21 protein-coding genes and 1 riboswitch are annotated in these 19,652 nt (G+C 70.7%); of the genes, 6 read left to right on the forward strand and 15 right to left on the reverse strand.

Features of this window, described 5'->3' with window-relative positions; all coding sequences use genetic code 11:
- Positions 1-52: 52 nt before the first annotated feature.
- From mraZ to GEV27_RS11645, 3 genes are all read right to left on the reverse strand, one after another.
- The gene (gene mraZ, locus GEV27_RS11635; protein ID WP_243838988.1) at positions 53-502 is read right to left on the reverse strand and encodes a division/cell wall cluster transcriptional repressor MraZ; all 450 of its coding nucleotides are present in this window, start codon (positions 500-502) and stop codon (positions 53-55) included.
- A 225-nt stretch (positions 503-727) separates the two neighbouring features.
- Positions 728-1,141, reverse strand: a complete 414-nt coding sequence (locus tag GEV27_RS11640) for a DUF3040 domain-containing protein (RefSeq protein ID WP_153652373.1) — start codon at positions 1,139-1,141, stop codon at positions 728-730.
- Positions 1,128-1,898, reverse strand: a complete 771-nt coding sequence (locus tag GEV27_RS11645) for a bifunctional 2-polyprenyl-6-hydroxyphenol methylase/3-demethylubiquinol 3-O-methyltransferase UbiG (protein ID WP_153652372.1) — start codon at positions 1,896-1,898, stop codon at positions 1,128-1,130. Before GEV27_RS11645 ends, GEV27_RS11640 begins: the two co-directional genes overlap by 14 nt.
- Before the next feature lie 83 nt (positions 1,899-1,981).
- Here GEV27_RS11645 and GEV27_RS11650 point away from each other — a divergent pair, with 83 nt between their 5' ends.
- Complete coding sequence (locus GEV27_RS11650; protein ID WP_153934383.1) at positions 1,982-3,238, forward strand: NAD(P)/FAD-dependent oxidoreductase; 1,257 nt, start codon at positions 1,982-1,984, stop codon at positions 3,236-3,238.
- Positions 3,239-3,241: 3 nt separating this feature from the next.
- Here the strand turns inward: GEV27_RS11650 and metF are convergent, their stop codons facing one another.
- Positions 3,242-4,135, reverse strand: a complete 894-nt coding sequence (gene metF, locus GEV27_RS11655; protein ID WP_153652370.1) for a methylenetetrahydrofolate reductase [NAD(P)H] — start codon at positions 4,133-4,135, stop codon at positions 3,242-3,244.
- 24 nt (positions 4,136-4,159) lie between these two features.
- Between metF and GEV27_RS11660 the strand changes: the two genes are divergently transcribed.
- Both GEV27_RS11660 and pknB read left to right on the forward strand, forming a co-directional pair.
- On the forward strand, positions 4,160-5,221 hold the full coding sequence (locus tag GEV27_RS11660) for a polyprenyl synthetase family protein (protein WP_309222203.1): 1,062 nt from the start codon (positions 4,160-4,162) through the stop codon (positions 5,219-5,221).
- A gap of 147 nt (positions 5,222-5,368) precedes the next feature.
- Positions 5,369-7,399, forward strand: coding sequence for a Stk1 family PASTA domain-containing Ser/Thr kinase (pknB, locus tag GEV27_RS11665; RefSeq protein ID WP_153911483.1), 2,031 nt, complete (start codon positions 5,369-5,371; stop codon positions 7,397-7,399).
- A gap of 36 nt (positions 7,400-7,435) precedes the next feature.
- Here pknB and GEV27_RS11670 read toward each other — a convergent pair whose 3' ends face one another.
- From GEV27_RS11670 to GEV27_RS11685, 4 genes are all read right to left on the reverse strand, one after another.
- Positions 7,436-8,770: a class II 3-deoxy-7-phosphoheptulonate synthase gene (locus GEV27_RS11670; RefSeq protein ID WP_328596708.1), complete on the reverse strand. Its 1,335-nt coding sequence runs from the start codon at positions 8,768-8,770 to the stop codon at positions 7,436-7,438.
- 67 nt (positions 8,771-8,837) lie between these two features.
- Positions 8,838-9,317, reverse strand: coding sequence for a DUF427 domain-containing protein (locus GEV27_RS11675; RefSeq protein WP_153652367.1), 480 nt, complete (start codon positions 9,315-9,317; stop codon positions 8,838-8,840).
- Between the two features lie 25 nt (positions 9,318-9,342).
- Positions 9,343-10,371 carry a 6-phosphofructokinase gene (locus tag GEV27_RS11680; protein WP_153934385.1) on the reverse strand — a complete coding sequence of 343 codons (1,029 nt, stop codon included), beginning with the start codon at positions 10,369-10,371 and terminating at the stop codon, positions 9,343-9,345.
- A gap of 45 nt (positions 10,372-10,416) precedes the next feature.
- Entirely contained in the window at positions 10,417-11,169 is a 753-nt protein-coding gene (locus tag GEV27_RS11685; protein ID WP_153652365.1) for a 1-acyl-sn-glycerol-3-phosphate acyltransferase, read from the reverse strand.
- A 79-nt stretch (positions 11,170-11,248) separates the two neighbouring features.
- On the opposite strand from GEV27_RS11685, the gene GEV27_RS11690 reads away from it, so the two are divergent.
- Both GEV27_RS11690 and GEV27_RS11695 read left to right on the forward strand, forming a co-directional pair.
- Complete coding sequence (locus GEV27_RS11690) at positions 11,249-12,013, forward strand: carboxylesterase (RefSeq protein ID WP_153652364.1); 765 nt, start codon at positions 11,249-11,251, stop codon at positions 12,011-12,013.
- Positions 12,006-12,401, forward strand: coding sequence for a hypothetical protein (locus GEV27_RS11695; protein WP_153911486.1), 396 nt, complete (start codon positions 12,006-12,008; stop codon positions 12,399-12,401). Before GEV27_RS11690 ends, GEV27_RS11695 begins: the two co-directional genes overlap by 8 nt.
- On the opposite strand, the gene GEV27_RS11700 is transcribed toward GEV27_RS11695, so the two are convergent.
- Genes GEV27_RS11700 through GEV27_RS11715 form a run of 4 tightly spaced genes read right to left on the reverse strand, consistent with a single transcriptional unit; the run spans position 12,307 to position 15,024 of the window.
- Complete coding sequence (locus GEV27_RS11700) at positions 12,307-13,344, reverse strand: ROK family glucokinase (RefSeq protein ID WP_153652362.1); 1,038 nt, start codon at positions 13,342-13,344, stop codon at positions 12,307-12,309. The two genes, GEV27_RS11695 and GEV27_RS11700, sit on opposite strands and share 95 nt — an antisense overlap.
- Positions 13,344-14,291 carry an ROK family glucokinase gene (locus GEV27_RS11705; protein WP_309222204.1) on the reverse strand — a complete coding sequence of 316 codons (948 nt, stop codon included), beginning with the start codon at positions 14,289-14,291 and terminating at the stop codon, positions 13,344-13,346. Before GEV27_RS11705 ends, GEV27_RS11700 begins: the two co-directional genes overlap by 1 nt.
- Entirely contained in the window at positions 14,288-14,590 is a 303-nt protein-coding gene (locus GEV27_RS11710; protein WP_153934387.1) for a hypothetical protein, read from the reverse strand. Before GEV27_RS11710 ends, GEV27_RS11705 begins: the two co-directional genes overlap by 4 nt.
- Positions 14,587-15,024: an SRPBCC family protein gene (locus tag GEV27_RS11715; RefSeq protein WP_208430840.1), complete on the reverse strand. Its 438-nt coding sequence runs from the start codon at positions 15,022-15,024 to the stop codon at positions 14,587-14,589. The genes GEV27_RS11710 and GEV27_RS11715 overlap by 4 nt, the downstream gene beginning before the upstream one ends.
- A 136-nt stretch (positions 15,025-15,160) precedes the next feature.
- Here GEV27_RS11715 and GEV27_RS11720 point away from each other — a divergent pair, with 136 nt between their 5' ends.
- On the forward strand, positions 15,161-16,888 hold the full coding sequence (locus tag GEV27_RS11720; RefSeq protein ID WP_153911887.1) for a long-chain fatty acid--CoA ligase: 1,728 nt from the start codon (positions 15,161-15,163) through the stop codon (positions 16,886-16,888).
- Here the strand turns inward: GEV27_RS11720 and GEV27_RS11725 are convergent.
- The 3 genes from GEV27_RS11725 to GEV27_RS11735 all read right to left on the reverse strand — a co-directional run bounded on the left by GEV27_RS11725 (position 16,855) and on the right by GEV27_RS11735 (position 19,610).
- A complete protein-coding gene (locus tag GEV27_RS11725; protein ID WP_153934391.1) occupies positions 16,855-18,105 on the reverse strand; it encodes a hypothetical protein in 1,251 nt (416 codons plus the stop codon). The two genes, GEV27_RS11720 and GEV27_RS11725, sit on opposite strands and share 34 nt — an antisense overlap.
- A gap of 7 nt (positions 18,106-18,112) precedes the next feature.
- Positions 18,113-19,108 carry a C40 family peptidase gene (locus GEV27_RS11730; RefSeq protein ID WP_153911489.1) on the reverse strand — a complete coding sequence of 332 codons (996 nt, stop codon included), beginning with the start codon at positions 19,106-19,108 and terminating at the stop codon, positions 18,113-18,115.
- Between the two features lie 13 nt (positions 19,109-19,121).
- A riboswitch (cyclic di-AMP (ydaO/yuaA leader) is annotated at positions 19,122-19,279 on the reverse strand.
- 97 nt (positions 19,280-19,376) lie between these two features.
- A complete protein-coding gene (locus GEV27_RS11735) occupies positions 19,377-19,610 on the reverse strand; it encodes a hypothetical protein (RefSeq protein ID WP_153652355.1) in 234 nt (77 codons plus the stop codon).
- Positions 19,611-19,652: the final 42 nt, after the last annotated feature.

Here is a 19,652-nt window from a genome sequence, read left to right on the forward strand (position 1 = left end):
CCGGGGAAGTGATGTCAGAACCATGCGGGCGCAGATCTCGCCGCACGAGCCGTCAGAAGATCCCGGGCATCACTTCTTCCGACATGTCCGCGAACGGACCTTCCTGCGCTGCGGAGAACTCGTCCCAGCGGCGCGAGTCCCAGATCTCGATGCGATCCATCGCGCCGACGACCGTGCACTCCTTGTCGAGCTGTGCCCAGGTGCGCAGCACGGGCGGGATCGAGATGCGCCCCTGCTTGTCGGGCACCTCCGAGGACGCACCGGAGAAGAACATCCGGTTGAAGTTGCGCGCCGCCTGGTTGGTGAAGGGCGTGTTGCGGATGCGATCGGTGAAGGCGTTGAACGACTCGGTCGTCCACCCGTAGATGCAGTTCTCCTGGCCGCGGGTGAGGACGATGCCGGTCTCGAGGCGAGGACGGAACTTGGCCGGGAGGAACAGCCGGCCCTTGTCGTCAAGACGCGGGGTGTAGGTGCCGAAGAAGTTCGAGACATCCGGGTTCACCTCGCTCCTCCTCGTCGACGGCCAATCGCTCCATTTCTCACCACCATACTCCACTATCCCCCACATCAACCACACATTCGGCGTGTTCGAGGGCAGACGAAGGCGCGCTCCCCACGGTGTGGGAAGCGCGACAACCCCTGTCAGGGCAAAGAAAAACCGCCCCCGAAGGGGCGGTGGGTGTGGAGGTGGAGCGAAGTGGGGCGCAATGGCCCCTCCCGCAGCGCCCTAGAGGCCGTCTCCGTCACGACGGCGCTGCCAGCGCTCCTCCATGCGGTCCACGAACGAGCCCGAGCGCTTGCTCTGGCGTCCGGGTCGACCTCCGCGGCTGCCGCCGCCGGCCGGCGTGCCGTGCTGGTCCTCGGGGCCGCCGATGCCGCGTCGCCAGGCGATCGTGAACACGTACGCGGAGGCGAGCATCGCGACGAAGCCGAAGACGCCCAGCCAGGTCTGCTTGCTGACCGCTCCCCCGAACAGGATCGCGATGCCTGCGATGAAGCCCAGGACCGCGAGCAGTGCGACACGGCGGTTGTGCGCCATGAGCTTGGATCCACGCAGGGTCGAGGCGAAGTCCGGGTCCTCTGCGGCCAGGGACTGCTCGAGCTGGTGGAGCAGACGGGCCTCTTCGTCAGAGAGTGGCACTGTTGCCTCCTGGATTCGGTGGTGCTTCTTCAGAGTCTAGGTGGGCGATCGATTGCAGACCAGCCGAAAGTCCTGAGAACTCGGGGGACGTACGCACTAGTCGCTCCAGCGCGTACAGCGCATCCCGCGCGCCGGGCTCGGTGTCGACGATCGCGCTCGGCACGAGGTCGGCAAAGACGCGCAGGCCGTTGGCCGCGAGAGGCCTGAACCCGCCTGCCGCGAGCAGCCCCTCGAGCTCGTCCAGGACGAACCGGCGGGGGCCCATCGAGCGCACGTCCCACGTGTCGGCCGTGCGGCCGAGCAGCGTGCGGGCCGTGACGAAGTCGCCCGCGAGCGCACGCGCCGCGACGGCGGCATTGCGTCCCGCGACGACGACGCTGACGTGGCCGCCGGGTCGCAGCACTGTGCCGACGGTCGAGAGCGCGAATCCGGGATCGTCGACGTGCTCGAGCACCCCGTGGCACACCACGAGGTCGAACGACGCGGGCTCGACGTGGTCCAGCAGGTCGTTGGTGTCGCCCTGCACGGCGCGGACGGGACGGGCCAGACCGGCCTCGACCCCGCGGCGGTGCAGGGACGCGAGCGCGTCCGGGCTCGGGTCGACCACCGTCACACGGTGACCCAGCTGCGCAAGGCGCACCGCGTCACCGCCCGTGCCGCCACCCAGGTCGAGGACGTCCAGCGGATCGCCGGAACCGGCGATCTCGACTGCGTCGACGACCGCCTGCCACATCAGCTCGGAGCGGACCGGACCCATGCGGACACTGTGCCACAGTCGCGAGCGCGTCACGTCGACGGATCCGTCGCTGCTCCCTCGAGCGCACCGCGTAGTCTGCGCGCATGGCGAACGTGGTGGTCGTGGGTGGTGGATTCGCCGGTCTGACCGCCGCGGCACGGCTGGCCAAGCTGCGGCACGACGTGACGCTGGTCGAGGCGAGCGAGCGGCTCGGTGGCCGCCTGCACGGGCACACCGTGAACGGGGCGACCTGGCAGTTGGACGTCGACACCGTGACGTTGCCCGGCGTCTTCCGCGACCTGTTCCGCAAGTCCGGCCGACCGCTCGAGCGCGTGCTCGAGCTGACCAAGACCGAGGGCCGGCGCCACGTCTTCAAGGACGGCACGGTCCTGGACCTGCCCCTGGGCAACCGGGGCGACCAGCACGAGGCCGTCACGGCGGCACTCGGCGAGGACGAGTGGTCCCCCTGGGTCGACCGGTTCGCCGAGCCCTGGGACGTCATCCGCCGCACCGCTCTCGACCAGGTCTTCCCCGGGCGTCCGGCGGTCGACCGGCCCATGCGCAAGGTGCTCAGGCCGCGCCGGACCATCAGGGCCCTCGACAAGGAGCTGGCCGACGAGCGACTCGCCAAGATCGTCCTCGATCCCGTCCGCCTCGCGGGCCAGGACTGGCGGACGACGCCGGCCTTCACCGCAGTCGTCCACTACGTCGAGAGGTCGTTCGGCCGCTGGCGGTTCGAGGGTGGGCTGCCCGGCCTGGCTGCCGCGCTGGAACGGCGACTGGCCGAGCGCAGGGTCACGCTCGAGCTCGGCGAGTCCGCCCACGAGGTGGTCCTGGAGGCAGGACAGGTGACGGGTGTCGTGACCGAGCGCCGCACCCTCCCCGCCGACATCGTGGTGTGGGCGGCGCCCACGTGGCCCGCTCCCCTGCCCGCACCGAGGGCGCTGCCCGTCATCCCCGCGTCCCGGACCCTCCTGACCCTCTCGTCCGAGGCGCCGCCGATGCCCGAGGAGGTGCTGGTGCACGCGAACCCGCCGATCCGGCTCTGGTCGGGCGGGGAGGGCCGCTGGACGATCGAGCACCGCAGCGGGGAGGATCCCCTGCGCGCGCTCGCCCGCACCGGACTCGACCTGCGGGCGTTCGTCGTCGACCGCACCGACCTGGCGCCGAGCGATCTCGTGGTCCTGGGCCACTGGGGCTGGGCCTGGAACACCTGGACCACCGCGCTGGACCTGCCCGGCGTCGCGCCCTCGGGCGGGCTGTACTTCGCCGGCGCGCACGCGCACCCGGGCGGCACGCTCGAGGCGATCGGCACGGCGACGGCCGCGATCGCCGCGGACGTCGGCCCGGCCCCTCGCTGAGGGTCAGACCAGGCCGTCGGCGCGCAGCGCCTCGAAGATCTCCCGCGTCGCCTTGGACCGGTTGAGCGTGATGAAGTGCAGACCGGGGGCGCCACCTGCCAGCAGGTCGCGGCACAGCTGGGTCGCGAGCTCGATGCCCTTGGCACGCACCGCGGCCTTGTCGTCCTGGATGGGCTCGATCTGCTCGAGCACCTCCGACGGCATCTCCGCACCGGACAGCTCTGCCATGCGGGCGACCTGCGCGAAGTTGAGGATCGGCATGATGCCGGGGACGATCGGCATGTCACAGCCCAGGGCGCGCACCCGCTCGACGAGGCCGAAGTAGTCCTCGGCGCGGAAGAACAGCTGCGTGATGGCGTACTCGGCGCCGGCCGCGGACTTGGCCACCAGCACCTCGGCGTCGCGCTCGAGGCTCTCGGCGTCGGGATGTCCCTCGGGGAAGGCCGCCACACCGATCTCGAAGCCGCCCATGCCGGCGGCGAGCTCGACGAGTTCGATCGCGTACGTCATGCCGTCGGGACAGGGCTCCCACGGCGCTCGCGGGCCACCCTTGGGGTCGCCCCGCAGGACCAGGACGTTGTCGACGCCCGCCGTGGCGTACTGCTTGAGCACGGCCTCGATCTCGCCGCGGGTCTGCCCGACCAGCGTCAGGTGGCCGACCGGTCGCATCGAGGTCTGCTCGGCGATGCGGCCGGTGATGCGCACGGTCCGCTCCTGGCTCGTGCCACCCGCGCCGTAGGTGACCGAGACGAACGTCGGGCTCAGGGGCTCGAGGTCGGCGATGGTCTGCCAGAGCACGGCTTCGCCCTCGTCGTCCTTGGGCGGGAAGAACTCGAAAGAGCACGTGGGCGTGGGCGCACGAAGGGCCGCGAGGAGGGACGTGGCTTCGGAACGCATGCTTCCAACGATATCGTTCGAGGCGTGACGACACGCGCAGACGATCCCGAGTTCCGGACACGAGTCGATCACAGTCTCGCGGCCTTCGCCGAGGCCAAGGCCCGCTCGCTCAGCGTGCTCGGCCCCGACCTGGACCACCTGACCCGCGCCGCCCTCGACTTCGTCCGCGGCGGCAAGCGCCTGCGCCCGCAGTTCTGCCACGCGGGGTGGCTCGTGGCCGGCGGGACGCCGCTCGACGGGCACCTCGTCACCGCCGCGGCATCGCTGGAGTGGCTGCAGGGCAGCGCGCTCGTGCACGACGACCTGATGGACGGCTCGGACACGCGCCGCGGCAGGCCCAGCATCCACCGGGCCTTCGAGCAGCTCCACCGCGACGAGGACCGGGCCGGCGACGCCACCGGGTTCGGCCTCTCGACCGCGGTGCTGCTGGGCGACCTGATGCTCTCGTGGTGCGACGAGATGATGACGACCGCGATCCTGGACTCCCCCACCATGGCGCCCCGGGTCGCCGCGGCCCGCCACTACCTCGACCTGTGCAAGACCGAGGTGGTCGCCGGCCAGTTCCTCGACGTGGCGGCGCAGACCAAGGACCGCATCCTGGTCGACGAGGCCATGGCGATCGTCCGGTTCAAGTCCGCCAAGTACACGGTCGAGCGGCCCCTGCACATCGGGGCGGCACTCGCCGGGGCGTCACCGGACCTCATCGAGGCGCTGAGCGCCGTGGCCCTGCCGCTCGGCGAGGCGTTCCAGCTGCGCGACGACGTGCTCGGCGTGTTCGGCGACCCAGCTGTCACCGGCAAGCCCGCCGGCGACGACCTGCGCGAGGGCAAGCGGACGGTCCTGATCGCTCGGGCGTACGAGCTCACGGACGCGGCGGGGCACGAGGTCCTGCGCGAGCGGCTCGGCACGTCCGACGGCGTCGAGCCCGTGGCCGACCTCATTCGCACGTGCGGTGCGCTCGCGGCGGTCGAGGCGGACATCACCCGCCTCGAGGAGCAGGCCGACGCCGCGATCGACGCCCTGGGGCCGCAGGCACGGACCGTGCTCGGCCCGCTGGCCCTTCTCGCGACCCGCCGCGCCAGCTGAGGGCACGGCCGGCGCCCCCGGCCCCGACGTGGGCGACATCACCTGCCGCGGGCAACACGCGTCCCCGCTGGTCACGGACCTGTGTGGAAGAGTCACTAGAATGCGTTCAGGTCCTGGCCGGGACCTGACGTGAAAAGGGAGAGCTGGATGCCAGTGACGGGCGACGAAGCCCTCGTCGGGCGTGTCCTCAACGACCGCTACCTCATCGGGGAGCGGATCGCCCGCGGCGGCATGGCCAGCGTCTTCCGCGCCATGGACGAGCGGCTCGACCGCGAGGTCGCGATCAAGGTCATGCACCACGGCCTCGGCGACGACGAGCAGTTCACCGAGCGCTTCGTGCGCGAGGCCAAGTCCGCGGCCAAGCTCAACCACCGCAACGTCGTCTCGGTCTTCGACCAGGGCACCGACGGCGAGGTCACCTACCTCGTCATGGAGTACGTCCCGGGCCGCACGCTGCGCGATCTGATGCGCGACGAGGCCCCGATGCCCGCGTACCGCGCGCTGGAGCTGCTCGAGCAGGTGCTCGTGGCGTTGTCCGCGGCCCACGCCGCGAAGATCATCCACCGCGACGTCAAGCCCGAGAACGTCCTCATCACTCCCGACGGCGACGTCAAGGTCGCCGACTTCGGCCTGGCGCGCGCGGTCAGCGCCGCGACCACCGCGACCGGCGGCACGCTCATCGGCACGGTGTCCTACCTCGCGCCCGAGATCGTGACGAACGACGGCGCCGACGCCCGCTCCGACGTGTACGCGTGCGGCGCGATGCTCTACGAGATGCTCACGGGGGTCAAGCCGCACTCGGCCGAGTCCCCGATCCAGGTCGCGTACAAGCACGTCCACGAGGACATCGGTCCCCCGTCCGAGGTGCAGCCCGGCATCCCGCCCTACGTCGACGCGCTCGTGGCGCGGGCGACGGTCCGCGACCGTGACCAGCGCTCGACCGATGCGCGGGTCATGCTGCAGCAGGTCCGCTCGGTCCAGCGAGCCCTCGCCGCGGGCCTCGACGACGACCCCGAGCTCGTCGCCGACCTGGCGCCGGGCGGCCGCATCGACGAGGACTCCCCCACCGTCGCGGTGCCCCGCTCCGCGTTCGGCCTGGCCGCGCCGGCCTCGATGTCCACCCCCACCGAGGCCGTCTCCACGTCCGAACGCACGATGCAGTGGAGCAACGCCACGACCGGCGCGCCGCCTCCCCCGCCGCGGGGCCCGCGCGACCCCGCCCGGCCCCTCGGCCTCGATCCGCCGATCTCCCGCGAGCAGTACGCGCAGGCCGCGCCCAGACGCCACTCCCGACGCGGACGCAATCTGCTCATCCTGGTCCTGGTCCTCGCGGTGCTCGCGGCCCTCGGCACCTGGTACGTCACCGACCTGCGCTACACCGACACGCCCGTCCTGACCGGCAGCGCGGCCACCACTGCGGCCAAGAACGCCGAGGCCGAGGGCTTCGAGTTCACGATCGCCCGCCGCGCGTTCTCCGAGGACGTGACGTCCGGTGTCGTGATCAGCACCGATCCCGAGCCCGGGGCGAAGATCCTGCCGGGCAGCACGATCAAGGCGGTCGTCTCCAAGGGACCCGAGCGCTACTACATCCCCAAGAACAACCTCAAGAACTCCACGATCAAGGGCGCCGCGGCGGCCCTCGCGGCGCAGAACCTCGAGCTGGGTGACCAGGAGGAGCAGTACAGCGAGACGATCAAGAAGGGCCGCGTCATCGGGCCCAAGGACAACATCACCTCCGCGACGCCGTTGCGCAAGGGTGACCGCGTCGACGTGCTCGTGAGCCTCGGTCGCCAGCCCATCCCGGTCGAGGACTACACAGGCAGGCCCGCCGCCGAGGCGACCACCGCGCTGCGCGAGGCCGGCTTCGAGGTCACCACGACCAAGGAGTTCAGCGATGACGTCGACAAGGGCACCGTCATCTCGCAGGACCCGCGCGACGGCACCCGGTTCAGGAACGACAGGATCACCCTGACGGTCTCCAAGGGACCTGACCTGGTCACGGTGCCCAATGTGCGCGGCAAGAAGAAGAGCGAGGCCCGCCGCATCATCCGCGAGGCCGGGCTGGAGTTCTTCGCCCCCTACATCCCCGGATCGGGCAACTTCATCGTCCGCCGACAGAGCCCGTCGGCCGGCGACGAGGTGCGCCGGGGCACGCGCATCATCGTCTTCCCGCTCTGACCCGGGCGCGGGGTGTCCCCGCGCCCGGCACGAGCGTCAGCGACCTGCGAGCATCTCCGCGACGAGGAAGGCCAGCTCGAGCGACTGCGCCCGGTTGAGCCGCGGATCGCACAGCGTCTCGTAGCGGTGCGTCAGATCGGCGGCCGACAGCTTGGCGCCGCCGCCGACGCACTCGGTGACGTCGTCACCCGTGAGCTCGACGTGCACGCCGCCCGGCCAGGTGCCGAGCGCACGGTGCACCTCGAAGAAGCCTCGGACCTCGTCGATGACGTCGTCGAACTCGCGCGTCTTGTAGCCGTTGCTGGTCTCGAAGGTGTTGCCGTGCATCGGATCGCACACCCACGCGACCTCGATGCCCGCAGCCGTGACCTTCTCGACCAGGTTGGGCAGCCCGTCGCGGATCTTGCCCGCGCCGAAGCGGGTGATGAAGGTGACCTTGCCCGGGATTCGGTCGGGGTTGAGCCTCTCGTACAGCCCGATCGCGTCGTCAGCGGTCGACGTGGGGCCGAGCTTGACGCCCACGGGGTTGGCGATGCGGCTCAGCAGCTCGACATGGGCACCGTCGAGCTGACGGGTCCGCTCGCCGATCCAGACGAAGTGGCTGGAGACGTCGTACGGCAGCTGGGTGCGCGAGTCGATGCGCGTGAGGGCGTGCTCGTACTCCAGGATGAGCGCCTCGTGCGAAGAGAAGAAGTCGACCGTGTGGAACTCGTCGGGATCGACACCGATCGCGTCCATGAACGCGAGCGCGCGGTCGATGTCGGCGCCGATGCGCTCGTAGCGCTCGCCCACGGGACTGTTCTTGACGAAGTCGGTGTTCCACGCGTGCATCTGACGCAGGTCGGCGTAGCCGCCGGTCGTGAACGCGCGAGCGAGGTTGAGCGTCGCGGCCGAGGCGTTGTAGACGTCGACGAGGCGCTGCGGGTCGTGCGCGCGTGCCTCGGGCGTGAAGTCGAAGCCGTTGACGGCGTCGCCGCGGTAGGCCGGCAGCGTCACGCCGTCGCGGGTCTCGGTGTCGCTCGAGCGGGGCTTGGCGTACTGGCCGGCCAGACGGCCGACCTTGACGACCGGGACGCTCGCGGCGTACGTCAGCACGACCGCCATCGAGAGCAGGACCCGCAGCTTGTTGCGGACGTTCTCGGCGGTGACGCCCTCGAAGGTCTCGGCGCAGTCGCCGCCCTGCAGGAGGAAGGCCTTGCCCTGGGCGACGTCGGCGAGACGTCCGCGCAGCGCATCGCACTCGCCCGCAAAGACAAGCGGGGGCATCTTGCGCAGGGTCTGCACCGCGGCGTCGCGGGCGGACTGATCGACATACGTCGGCTGCTGGACAGCGCCCATCGCATGGAGGTCGTCTAGGGTCGGAATGCTCACGCCCCAAGGATACGCCGCGATCCGCAGTGCTCCGACCCGCCCCGAGAGCGTGAGACGGGCCGCGCGGTCACCAGCTCGACGTGCCCGGTCCGCCCTTGAACGGGCCCCTCACCCGGGACGTGACCCAGCCGCCGTAGAAGTCTCCGGGCTGGGCGCGGACCCGCTCGCCGTCGAGGAGGCAGCGGTCCATCTTGCCCGGGTACACCGCGATGTGATCGATGATGTCGGCATAGCCCGGGCTGGGCATGCGGTACGTCCAGGCCCCGGCCGGAACGGTCCGTGCCGGCGTCACGACGTCGAAGTAGGACGCCGCGCCCTTCCACTCGCACCACGTCCTGCCCGGGAGCGCGTGCAGCACGTCGCCCGCGAAAGCCTCGATCGGCAGGTAGTACGCCGGCGGGTGGCTGGTCTCGCAGATTCGGAAGCTCGAGGACGTCCACGCGATGCGCATGCCGCCCAGCTCGATGACGATGTTCTCGTCGCTCGGCTCCACCGAAGGGGGGCGCGGATAGTCCCAGACGTTCTCGACCGGGCGCGAAGAGATCATCTCTCGAGCGTACGGGCCTGGGCCCTCAGCCGAAGAGGACTTCCGCCTCTGAGTAGAGCTCGGGTCGCACGGTCTTGAGCGTCTCGGTGCCCTCGGAGAGCGGCACCCGGACGATGTCGGTGCCGCGCAGCGCCATCATCGTCCCGTAGTCGCCCTCGTGGACGGCGGTGATCGCGTGCAGGCCGAACCGGGTCGCGAGCCAGCGGTCGAACGCGGTCGGCACGCCGCCTCGCTGGACGTGCCCGAGCACCACGGCCCGCGCCTCCTTGCCGGTGCGGTGCTCGATCTCCGAGGCCAGCCGGTCGCCGATGCCGCCGAGGCGTACGTGGCCGAAGGCGTCCTTGTCGCCACTGACCAGCGACATGTCGCCGCCCTCGGCCGGCACCGCACCCTCGGACACCACGATGATCGGCGCGTAGTGCGTCGCGAACCGGCTCTCGACCTGGGCGCAGACCTTCTCGATGTCGAAGGGGCGCTCGGGGATCAAGATGATGTTGGCGCCGCCGGCCAGTCCGCTGTGCAGGGCGATCCAGCCGGCGTGGCGACCCATCACCTCGACCACCAGCACGCGGTGGTGCGACTCGGCGGTCGTGTGGAGCCGGTCGATCGCCTCGGTGGCCACGTTGACCGCGGTGTCGAAGCCGAAGGTGAAGTCGGTGCCCGACAGGTCGTTGTCGATCGTCTTCGGCACGCCGACCACGTTGACGCCGAGATCGGCGAGCCTGGTCGCGACGCCGAGCGTGTCCTCGCCGCCGATCGCGATCAGCGCGTCACAGCCGTTGGCCGCGAGATTGTCCTTGATCTGCTCGACCCCGTCGTCGATCGCGAACGGGTTGGTGCGCGACGAGCCGAGGATCGTGCCGCCGCGGGGCAGGATGCCGCGCACCGCGTCGACGTCGAGCCGCATCGTGTCGTTCTCGAGGGGGCCCCGCCAGCCGTCCCGGAACCCGATGAACTCGTGGCCGTACGTGGACACCCCCTTGCGCACCGCGCCCCGGATGACTGCGTTGAGACCGGGGCAGTCGCCTCCCCCGGTGAGCATGCCGACCTTCATGGGGCCTCCTCGTGTGGGTGCAGCTGTGGGTGTCGGGTGCCGGTGTCAGTCGGGGCGGATCTCTTCCCAGACCTCGTCGGCCTCGGCACGGGCGGCGGCGGTCGCCGCCTCCTTCTCCCGTGCCTGGTCGCGCTTCTTGGCCTCCTGCGCGTACAGGTCGACGTACTCCTGACCCGACAGGCGCATGATCTCGTACATGATCTCGTCGGTGATCGCGCGCAGGATGTAGCGGTCGTCCTGCATGCCCTCGTAGCGGCTGAAGTCCAGCGGCTTGCCGAACCGCACGCCCGGGCGGGCGTAGCGGCCGAAGATCTTGCCCGGAGGGGCGACGACGTTGGTGCCGATGACCGCGAGCGGGATGACGGGGACGCCCGCCTCGAGCGCGAGCCGCGCGACGCCGGTGCGGCCGCGGTAGAGCTTTCCGTCGTGCGAGCGGGTGCCCTCGGGATAGATGCCGCAGACCTCGCCGTCGGCGAGCAGCCGCAGCTGGGTCTTGATCGCGCCGGCCGCGGCCGAACCGCTCGTGCGGTCGATGGGCACCTGACCCGCGCCGGAGAAGAACGTCTTCTGCAGCCAGCCCTTGACCCCGGACCCCTCGAAGTACTCCGCCTTGGCCACGAACGTCACGCGGCGCGGGATCACCAGGGGCATGAACAACCAGTCGCTGTAGGACAGGTGGTTGCTGGCCAGGATCGCGGCGCCCTCCTTGGGCACGTTCTCGGTGCCCTCGGCCCATGGCCTGAAGATCAGCTTGAGCAACGGACCCAGTGCGAGGAACTTCAGGAACCAATAGAACACGGACAGGACACTACTCCGAACGAGGCGGCTTTCGCACAGGACGAGCCGTCATGCCCACGGATGATGGATGATGGACGACATGACGTCCGCCCTCCTGCCCGGAGCCGAGCCGTACGCCGCTGACGGCGGTCGCACCGGTGTGCTGCTCAGCCACGGATTCACCGGCTCCCCCGCGTCCATGACGCCGTGGGCGCAGGACCTGGTGGAGCGGGGTCACTCGGTCCGCGTCCCTCGTCTGCCCGGGCACGGCACGACCTGGCAGGACATGAACACCACCCGCTGGGAGGACTGGTACGCCGAGGTCGACACGGCCCTGACGCAGCTGCACCAGACCTGCGACCGGGTGGTCGTCGCGGGGCTGTCGATGGGCGGCTGCCTCGCGCTGCGACTCGCTGAGCAACGTCCGGCCGACGTCGCGGCCCTGGTGCTCGTGAATCCCGCCGTCAGCGTCAAGCGTCTCGACGTCAAGCTCGTCCCCGTCCTGCAGCGGGTCATCCCCTCGATGCCCGGCATCGGCAATGACATCAAGAGGCCCGGGCAGGACGAGGTCGGCTACGACCGCACCCCGCTCAAGGCGCTGGCCTCGCAGCTGAAGATGTGGAAGGACGTCCGCGCGGGCCTCGACCGCGTCACCGCGCCGCTCCTGCTGTTCCGGTCCGCCGACGACCACGTCGTGGACGAGACCTCCCAGGCGATCATCCTCGACGGCGTCGCCTCCCCGGTGAAGGAGCTCATCACCCTTCACGACAGCTTCCACGTCGCGACCCTCGACAACGACGCGCCGAGGATCTTCGACCACACGGCCGCGTTCATCGATCAGCACGTGGGCGCGAGCCGTGGCTGAGAAGGACGACTTCGACCGCATCGTCGAGGGCCTCCACCTCGACCTGTCGTTCCCCGACGAGCCCGCGGACCCGGCCCCGCAGCCGTCCCCCACCCAGCACGCGGACCGGCACGACGAGGACCCCGAGCCGGCCGAGGAGCCGTTCTACCGGCAGGTCGAGCCTGCGGGCCTGATGCCGCGTCGCCGCGGGGTCCTGCTGGCGTGGATCGGCGTGATCGGTGCCCCGCTGCTCCTGGTGCTGGCGACCGTGGCCCACGTGTACCTGGGCCGGTCGGTGGTCGCCGGCGCCGCACTCATCTTCGTGGCTTCGGCGACATACCTTTTCTTGCAGCTGCCCGAACACGGGCCTTCGCAGAGGGATTGGCCGGACGACGGCGCCGTGCTGTGAGCCGGGCCATGTCGGCGGCGCCGATCAGACCGGCCTCAGGGCCCAGGTGTGCGCGGACGATGCGGGCCTCGGCGCGGTAGCCGCGACCGGTCAGCGTCCGCGCGAACCCGGCTCGTGCGGGGCCGATCAGCAGCTGGTCCGCGTCGCTGACGCCGCCGCCGATCACGAACATCCCCGGGTCCAGCGCTGCGGCCAGGTTGGCGATGCCGACCCCGAGCCAGTCACCGACGTCGGCGATCCACTGGATCGCCTCCTCGTTGCCGGCCTTGGCGTGCTTGGTGACCAGGTGACCCTCGATGCGCTGGACCGAGCCGCCGGCCTCGGAGAGGAACAGCTTGCCGATCTCGGTGCCGTCGGTGGCCGCGGCACGAGCCCGGCGGGTCAGCACGCGACCGCTCGCGTACTGCTCCCAGCACCCCTGGTTGCCGCACTCGCACTGGTTGCCGTTGGGCACGACCTGCATGTGGCCGAACTCCCCGGCGATGCCGAACTGTCCGCGGTAGGGCTGGCCGTCGATGACGATCGCACCGCCGATGCCCGTTCCCAACGTGATGAGGACGAGATCGGCCTCGTTCTGGGCGGCACCGAAGCGCCACTCGGCCCAGCCCGCGGCGTTGGCGTCGTTGTCGACCAGGACCGGCAGCCCTGTGCGCCGCGCGACCGAGTCACGCAGCGGCTCGTGGCGCCACGCGAGGTGGGGGGCGAACAGCACCGTGGACTGCGTGGCGTCCACGAAGCCTGCCGCGCCGACGCCGATCGCCCGGATGTGGTGCTCACGACGGAACTCCTGGGTGATCTCCGCGATCGCGTCGATCACCTCGAGGGGCTCGGTGGTCGGGGTCTCCCGCTTCAGTCGGGCCAGGACGTGCCCGTCCTCGTCGACGACTCCGGCGGCGATCTTGGTGCCACCGATGTCGATGCCGACGGCCAGCTTGTCTGCCACTAGGCGGGCTCCACTCTCGCGAGGTCGGCCGCTCCGATGATGCCCGCCTCGTTGCCGAGGGCGGCCAGGCGAAGGGCGGCCTCCGGGCGGTGTGCCCGCGCCGGAAGATGGGTCTCGAACGCGGCGACGACCGGCTCGAGGAGCAGATCGCCCGCGGCGGCCACCCCTCCGCCGATCGCGATCACGCTGGGATCGAGGATCGCGGCGAGGACGGCCGCGCCCTCGCCGATCCAGCGACCGAGCTCGGTGAGCAGCTCCACAGCGAGGGGGTCACCGTCCTGCGCGAGCTTGGTCACCGCGGGACCGGTGATGCGGGACAGGTCTCCGTCGGCCAGGGCCGCGATCGACGCTGCGCGGGGGTCACCGTTGGAGACCCGCTCGCGGGCGTCGCGGACGAGCGCGCTGCCGCTGCCGTACTGCTCGTAGCAGCCGCGCTGGCCGCAGCCGCACAGGATGCCGTCCGGGACGACCCGCATGTGACCGATCTCGGCCGCGACTCCGAACCCGCCACGGAACAGCTGACCGTGGTGGACGATGCCGCCGCCGATGCCCGTGCCGATCGTGATGAGCAGCAGGTCGTCGGTGTCCTCGCCCGCGCCGAAGCGGAACTCTCCCCACGCGGCGGCGTTGGCGTCGTTCTCGACGACGATCGGCAGATCGACCAGCGCCCGCACGTGAGCGGCCAGCGGCTCCTCGCGCCAGTCGATGTTGGGCGCGAACCGCACGGTGGCGCGGTCCTCCCCCACGAATCCCGCGGCGCCGATGCCGACGCCCACCGGACGCTCATCACCTGCGAGCCGCTCGACGAGGTCTGCGACGATCGCCGGGATCTTGGTCGCGTCGTCAGGGGTCGGCTCGGACACGGACTCCACGATCGTCCCCGTGTCCGACACCAGTCCGGCCGCGATCTTGGTCCCGCCGATGTCGACGCCGATGGCGAGGGTCACTGCTTCTCCTGAGGGGCGAGGGCGGTGTCCACGAGGTCGCGCAGCGACCGGGCGAGGGCGGCCGCCGACTGGGTCACCGAGGCGACTGCCTCGGGATGGTCACGCAGTACGTCGGCGACCTGGCAGATCGGGCACCACGTCGTCGAGCACGTGTGGCCGTCCGAGCCTCCTGCGCCGGAGGCGGACTCCTCGGAGCCGCCGGTCACGGCGCGGAACGGCTTGAACGCCTCCTCGGCGATCGTGCCGACGGGCTCGTCCCGGTCCGGACCGAGGTCCGCGGCGGGGCCTGATCCGGTCACAGGGCCTCGACCTGTTTCTTCAACCCCTTGAGGGCGGTGTCGATGATGACCTTCTCGGCCTTGCGCTTGAGCATCCCGAGCAGCGGCACGGAGACGTCCACGGCCAGCTGGTAGGTGACCCGCGTCTGCGCGTCACCGAGCGGCTCGAGAACGTAGGCGCCGTCCATCGAGGTCAGCATCTTGCCGGGCTCGACGAGGCTCCACGAGACCGTGCGGCTGCCGTCCCACACGTATCCGAGGTCGTACTCGTCGCGGATCGGGGAGGCGTCCAGGACGAAGTGGACCTGCTTGGCCCGTCCGGGCTCTCCCTCGACCACGACGTCGGCGGTCTTCACGCCCGTCGCCCACACGGGGTAGGACGCGAAGTCGGCGATGACGCCCATGATGCTGTCGGGGGTGGCGTCGATGACGATGTCACTCGTGGTGCGCGCCATCAGCCCTCCTCGGTCGGCTCGTGGTGTGGGTCCATGCTAGTGGTTCCGGCGGTGGGCACCCGCGCCGGGAGTCATGGGTCCTGGGCCGCAGCCCGTTGGGTTCGGCCAGGGTCGTGAGAGTAGCCTGCCGTACGTGATGCAGCCTCCTGAGCCCGATCTGGGCAACCTCACCGAAGACATCCTCGACCGCCTCCCCGAACACGCCGACGAGGCAGCACTGGCCCGGATGGACGGCGACACCTGGACCGACATCACCCTTGCCGAGTTCCACCGCGACGTGACGACGGTGGCCAAGGGCCTGATCGGTGCGGGCGTGTCCGCCGGTGACCGCGTGGCCCTGCTGTCCAAGACCCGCTACGAGTGGACGGTCGCGGACTACGCGATCTGGTGGATCGGCGCGGCGACCGTGCCGATCTACGAGACGTCCTCGACGTCGCAGATCGCGTGGATCCTGTCCGACTCCGGTGCCGTGGCCGCGATCGTCGAGAGCGACGGTCATGCTGCCCGCGTCAAGGAGGCAGCCGAGGAGGCTCCCGATCTCCAGCACGTGTGGACGATCGACGCCGGCGGTCTCGACACGATCCGCTCGCTCGGGACCGACGTCAGCGACGCCGCGCTCGAGGAGCGCCGGGCCGCCCTGACCAGCGACACCCTCGCCACCCTCATCTACACCTCCGGCACGACCGGACGCCCCAAGGGCTGCCAGCTGACCCACGGCAACTTCCGCTACGAGCTCGGCGTCGTCCTCGACGAGCTCCCCGAGATGTTCGTCCCGGGCAGCTCGACGCTGTTGTTCCTGCCGCTGGCCCACGTGTTCGCCCGCATCATCCAGGTCGGCGCGATCCGCGTCGGCGCCAAGCTCGGCCACACCGCCGACGTCAAGGACCTCGTGACGCACCTCGGGTCCTTCCAGCCGACGTTCGTGCTCGGCGTGCCCCGCGTCTTCGAGAAGGTGTTCAACTCCGCGAGCGGCAAGGCGTACGCCGACGGCAAGGGCAAGATCTTCGACCGTGCGGCGCAGACCGCGATCAGCTACAGCCGGGCTCTCGACTCCGGCAAGCCGGGGCTCGCCCTGCGCGCCCGGCACGCCCTGTTCGACCGCCTCGTCTACGGCAAGCTGCGTGACGCCCTCGGCGGCCGCACCGAGTTCGCCGTCTCCGGCGGCGCTCCCCTCGGCGAGCGCCTGGCCCACTTCTACCGCGGCATCGGCGTCACGATCATCGAGGGCTACGGCCTGACCGAGACGACCGCGGCGCTCTGCGCCAACCGCCCGAGCGATCTGCGACTGGGCACGGTCGGCAAGCCGTTCAAGGGCACCGAGGTGCGCATCGCGGACGACGGCGAGCTCAGCTTCCGCGGTCCCCAGGTGTTCAAGGGCTACTGGCGCAACCCCGAGGCGACCGCCGAGGCGCTCGATCCCGACGGCTGGTTCGCGACCGGCGACCTCGGTGAGATCGACGAGGACGGCTACATCCGCATCACCGGCCGCAAGAAGGAGATCATCGTCACGGCGGGCGGCAAGAACGTCGCGCCCGCTGCGCTCGAGGATCGCGTGCGCGCCCACGCCCTGGTGAGCCAGTGCCTGGTGGTCGGCGACGGCAAGCCCTTCGTCGCCGCGCTCGTGACCATCGACACCGAGACCTGGACCGGCAGCCTGGACGACCCCACCCTCCGGGCCGAGGTGCAGAAGGCGATCGACGACGCCAACACGCAGGTCTCGCAGGCCGAGTCGATCCGCAAGTTCCAGATCCTCCCGGAGGACTGGACCGAGGACAACGGCTACCTGACCCCCTCGTTCAAGGTCAAGCGCAGCCTGGTCCTGCGCGACTTTCACGACACGGTCGAGGCGCTCTTCGTCAGGTAGTCCCGCCACCGCGCGGTGAGCTCGTCCTCGGTCAGCCCGAAGACGTCTCGCAGCGCGGTGTCGACCGGCGTGCCCGCCAGGACGGAGCCGTAGAAACGGACGACCGCGGCACGGCCGTGGTCCCGGTCCAGCAGGCGGAAGATCATCCAGGCGGACTCGTAGACCGCGCCGAGACCGTGGCTCGCCCCGTCGAAGTCGGCGCTGGTCGGCAGGGACCGGGGCACCGTGCCGGCCCGGACCTGGGCCAGGATCTGCCCCGCGCTGACCGACAGCGGCGCGGTGTCGTCTCGCAGCGCGACGTAGTCGGCGAAGCCCTCGACGACCCAGCTCTGCGCCGGGCTGCCCACCGCGCGGGTGAGCTGGTGCGTCGCCTCGTGGCTCAGCACGACCTGGGCGGCCCGCCGGTCCATCGTCGCGAAGACCGCGGGGTTCAGCACGATCACGGGCGCCGACGACCCCGTGCTGCGGTCGAGGCGCGTCGTCACCGCAGCGATCTGTCGCACGTCCGCGACGCGCTGGCCCACGATGTCGGCCATCTGCGCCTGCGTGCGCGGCGACACGACCACGACGTCGTCGCGACCACGAGGAACGGTGCGCTCCACGGCCTGTCGCGCGGTGTCCACCATGTCTGCGATGGGCAGCCGCTGGTCTCCCCCGTCGACGGCCAGGACGACGCTGCCGGGTGCCTCCTCGACCGTCACCGCACCGGCCAGCCAGATCGGCAGGAGGCCCGTCCGCGGAGCCGCGTCGACGATCGACAGCCCACCGTCGTCCTGCGGCTGCACGCGGAACGCCACCGCGGCGCGATGGAGCTCGCCGCCGTCGAGCCCCGAGTCCGGCCCCGGCCGCCACGACACCTCCGCCACCATGCGGGCGGAGCCGTTCGAGCGGTCTGCGACGTCTCCCCCGCTGATGTAGCGCCACGAGACGTCCCGGGCGTCGAGCGCCCGCAGGGAGGCCCAGGTCCGCCGGCCGAAGGAACGTCCCCGGTCGAGATCGCCCGCGGCGGCCACGAAGTCGGCCTCGGTGGACGCGGCCGACAGCTCGCGCAGCTGTGCCGTCAGGCGGGCCGGGGCGTCAGCGGGGATGGGCACGACCCCGGGGCGTCCGGTCCCCTCGGACCACGGACGCTGCCAGAGGACGAGCGCTCCGACGAGGAGCACGAGCACCAGCGCGGCCGCCGCATTGGGCGACGGCCGCAGGCTGCGCTCGGCCAATCGGGTGTCAGCCGACCCGGGCGGCGCGGGTGAACCCGCTCAGCGAGGTGATCTCGACGCTCTTGCCCGGACGCGGCGCGTGCACGACGCGGCCGTCTCCGAGGTAGAGGCCGTCGTGCGACATGTCGCCATACGCGACGATGTCGCCGGGCTGCAGCTGGTCCATCGGCACGGCCTGGCCCGCCGCGATCTGCGGTCCGACCACTCGCGGGATCGAGACCCCGGCCGCGGCCCACGACTTCATGACGAGTCCTGAGCAGTCCCAGCTGTCGGGTCCGGTGCCGCCGTAGACGTAGGGGTCGCCGATCTGCGCCATCGCGAAGGCCAGCGCCTGCTTGCCCTTGCCCGAGCCCTTCAGGTTGGCGGTGACCTTGGGGTCGACCGTGGTGTTGCTGGTGTTCATCTTCTTCTTCTCGGCAGCGTCCAGGCGGTTGAGCTCAGCCTTGGCCGCCTCGTACTTCGTGCGGATCTTGGCACGCTTGGCGGCCGTCTCCTTCTTGGCCGCCTGCAGCGTCTTGCGCCGGTCCTCCAGCTGGGCGCGCCGGTTCTTGAGCTGCTTGCTCGTGCGACCGAACGTCGCGAGCTCGTCGGCGCGCGTGCTGTTGAGTGCCTGGACTGCGCCGAGTCCCTCGAGGAACTGCTCGGGGTTGTCACTGCCCAGGAGGCTCGCGGTCGGGCCGAGGGGCGCATCGATCTGCTGCTGGACGATCGCATCGCCGAGCGCCTGCTTCTGGCGGCGATACGTCGTGAGCTGGCGCTCGATGTCGTCGGTGAGGTCGTCGATCTCGGCCTGCGTCTTCTTGGTCTGCTCGCCGAGGGCGTTGACCTGCTCGTTGATGAGCTCGACCTCGTGGAACGCCTTCTCGACGTCCTTGGCGGTCACGGCCGGATCGGCCTGGGCCGACGGGAACGCGAACAGCGCTCCGGAGACGGTCAGGGCAGCCGCGACGGCGATGCCCCGGCGGCGGACCTGACGACGACGCTGGACAACGGTGGTGTGCATGCGCACGCAGAACTCCTACATCCTCGACGTCTACCGGGTGAGCTGACGGGTTCGGGCCGCGGATTGCCCTACGATCCGTGCACGCACGGACCGATTCACCCCACTGACGTGGTTCCCCGGTTCGCCTCAGACATCTTCCCCATGGCTGCGACGACTCGACGGCGCGTCCGACACCATCCTGGAGGGACGGCGTTCACCGGACGCACAGTTGATCACTGTAGGTGCAGGCATGGGGCAATTCAACTCAATCGCGCAGATGTCGGCGGGGTCACCCGGCCTGCGTCTCGGGACCTGCCAGTGGCGTCACGAGGCGCAGCGGCGGGGTCAGCCCCGCATCGGACAGGACCTCGAGGGCCGACATCTCGGCGGCGTCGATCTCGATGCCGGCCGGCGGTGCCCCGAGCAGGAAGGTGACCACGCAGTCGCCGCACGCGCTGGGGCTGCGGACGAGACAACGATCGCAGTCGACGACCACCGAGTCGGTGGGGTGTGACTCGTGCATTCCGGACCTCCTGAGCAAGTGGCGGCCCCGAACCGTGGGGCT

This window comes from Aeromicrobium sp. S22, from assembly GCF_009661045.1.
In the GTDB taxonomy this organism is placed as follows: Bacteria; Actinomycetota; Actinomycetes; order Propionibacteriales; family Nocardioidaceae; genus Aeromicrobium; species Aeromicrobium yanjiei.

What these genes read in the sequence shown, in the direction of transcription:
- GEV27_RS11645 (WP_153652372.1), bottom strand. Translation starts at nt 1,898, where the DNA reads ATGGGTCCGGTCCGCTCCGAGCTGATGTGGCAGGCGGTCGTCGACGCA.
- GEV27_RS11690 (WP_153652364.1), top strand. Translation starts at nt 11,249, where the DNA reads ATGACGTCCGCCCTCCTGCCCGGAGCCGAGCCGTACGCCGCTGACGGC.
- GEV27_RS11720 (WP_153911887.1), top strand. Translation starts at nt 15,161, where the DNA reads ATGCAGCCTCCTGAGCCCGATCTGGGCAACCTCACCGAAGACATCCTC.
- GEV27_RS11730 (WP_153911489.1), bottom strand. Translation starts at nt 19,108, where the DNA reads ATGCACACCACCGTTGTCCAGCGTCGTCGTCAGGTCCGCCGCCGGGGC.
- GEV27_RS11675 (WP_153652367.1), bottom strand. Translation starts at nt 9,317, where the DNA reads ATGATCTCTTCGCGCCCGGTCGAGAACGTCTGGGACTATCCGCGCCCC.
- GEV27_RS11680 (WP_153934385.1), bottom strand. Translation starts at nt 10,371, where the DNA reads ATGAAGGTCGGCATGCTCACCGGGGGAGGCGACTGCCCCGGTCTCAAC.
- GEV27_RS11650 (WP_153934383.1), top strand. Translation starts at nt 1,982, where the DNA reads ATGGCGAACGTGGTGGTCGTGGGTGGTGGATTCGCCGGTCTGACCGCC.
- metF (WP_153652370.1), bottom strand. Translation starts at nt 4,135, where the DNA reads ATGCGTTCCGAAGCCACGTCCCTCCTCGCGGCCCTTCGTGCGCCCACG.
- GEV27_RS11735 (WP_153652355.1), bottom strand. Translation starts at nt 19,610, where the DNA reads ATGCACGAGTCACACCCCACCGACTCGGTGGTCGTCGACTGCGATCGT.
- pknB (WP_153911483.1), top strand. Translation starts at nt 5,369, where the DNA reads ATGCCAGTGACGGGCGACGAAGCCCTCGTCGGGCGTGTCCTCAACGAC.
- GEV27_RS11715 (WP_208430840.1), bottom strand. Translation starts at nt 15,024, where the DNA reads ATGGCGCGCACCACGAGTGACATCGTCATCGACGCCACCCCCGACAGC.